The sequence below is a fragment of the Corynebacterium sp. c24Ua_83 genome, assembly GCF_039907245.1.
Classification (GTDB): domain Bacteria; phylum Actinomycetota; class Actinomycetes; order Mycobacteriales; family Mycobacteriaceae; genus Corynebacterium.
In genome coordinates, this window is sequence record NZ_JASBOI010000046.1 from 1 (window position 1) to 1427 (window position 1427).

Sequence of the window (1427 nt, forward strand, 5' to 3'; positions counted from 1 at the left end):
TGTCCGAAGTCAGGACATAGTTGACAACGTGTTCCAGGGAAAAGCGTTGTGACGGTTGTCAGATCAGCCGCGACATAGTTGACAGTTAGCCACCACAAAGCAAAAGCAGTGATGGTTGACACCTCAGTTGCGACATTGTTGACAGATGAATAGTCCCAACCGCAACCTCGCCATCGTCAAGGCAGTCCGCGAACAAGGCGAACCCGTCACCAAAGTCGCCAAGCGCTTCAGAATCTCACGGCAACGTGTCTACAAAATCCTGTCCCAGTTTGATGCCGGAGGCGCTGATGCCATCGCCCCGAAATCCCGCGCCCCGCATACCCACCCGCAAGCAGTACCAACATCTTTACGCAATCAGATCATCGACATGCGTAAGCAACTGGTCAGATCCGGTTTAGACGCAGGCCCTGAGACCATCGCTTTCCACCTTCACCGCCAGGGGTTGCGAGTACCGTCAACGTCGACCATCCGACGGATCATCACCAACGCAGGCCTTGTCACGCCACAACCGCAGAAAAAGCCACGCAGTTCTTTCATCCGCTTCGAAGCCGCTATGCCCAACGAATGCTGGCAGGCGGATATCACCCACCTACACTTACTCGACGGCACTCGACTCGAAGTCCTCGACTTCATCGACGATCACTCCCGTTACCTGCTATCGATCACCGCAGCAGCATCTTTCAGCGGACCGGCTGTTGCAGCTGAACTGCAACGCCTTATCGCCACCTACGGCCCGCCAGCGTCCACCCTCACCGACAACGGACTCGTATTCACTGCCCGCCTAGCTGGAGCCAAAGGGGGCCGCAACGCATTCGAAAAAACCCTCAACAAATACCGCATCCAACAGAAAAATGGCCGGCCAGGCCACCCTCAAACACAAGGGAAGATCGAACGGTTCCACCAAACGCTTAAAAAATGGATTGCTGCCCAATCCCCAGCGATCACCCTGGTCGAACTCCAGCAACAACTCGACACCTTTGCCGACTATTACAACACTGTCCGACCCCATCGAGCCCTCGGAAGGCGGACACCACATGAGGTCTACACCACCGGCCCCAAAGCCGAACCCAACGACAAACCGGAAGAAGAATGGCGCGTCCGCAACGATGTCGTCACCCCAAACGGCAAGGTAACCGTCCGTTACGCAAGTAGGCTTTACCAACTTGGCATCGGGCGAAAATACACGGGCGAAACCATCCTTATGGTCATCACCGACAACCATGTCACCACATCATTAAAAGAAACTGGCGAGATCATCACCGAGCACTACATCGACACGTCTCGCAATTACCAAAAACCTTATTGGAAGAAAGGCCAGCCACCCCTGACCTAAAAGTAAAAACGGCGCCTCGGAAAAAGAAAAACCGAGACGCCAGTTTGTCCATGATGTCGCGACTGAAGTGTCAACTATGTCGCGACTCATGACA

At 54.4% G+C, this 1427-nt stretch carries 1 protein-coding gene; it reads left to right on the forward strand.

Annotated features, from left to right (window positions below; all coding sequences use genetic code 11):
- Window positions 1-145 precede the first annotated feature (145 nt).
- On the forward strand, window positions 146-1333 hold the full coding sequence (locus tag QKE30_RS10755; protein ID WP_347934776.1) for an IS481-like element IS3514 family transposase: 1188 nt from the start codon (window positions 146-148) through the stop codon (window positions 1331-1333).
- Window positions 1334-1427: the final 94 nt, after the last annotated feature.

Bases quoted from the DNA above. Each gene is read 5' to 3' on its own strand.
- QKE30_RS10755 (WP_347934776.1), top strand. From the start codon at position 146: ATGAATAGTCCCAACCGCAACCTCGCCATCGTCAAGGCAGTCCGCGAA.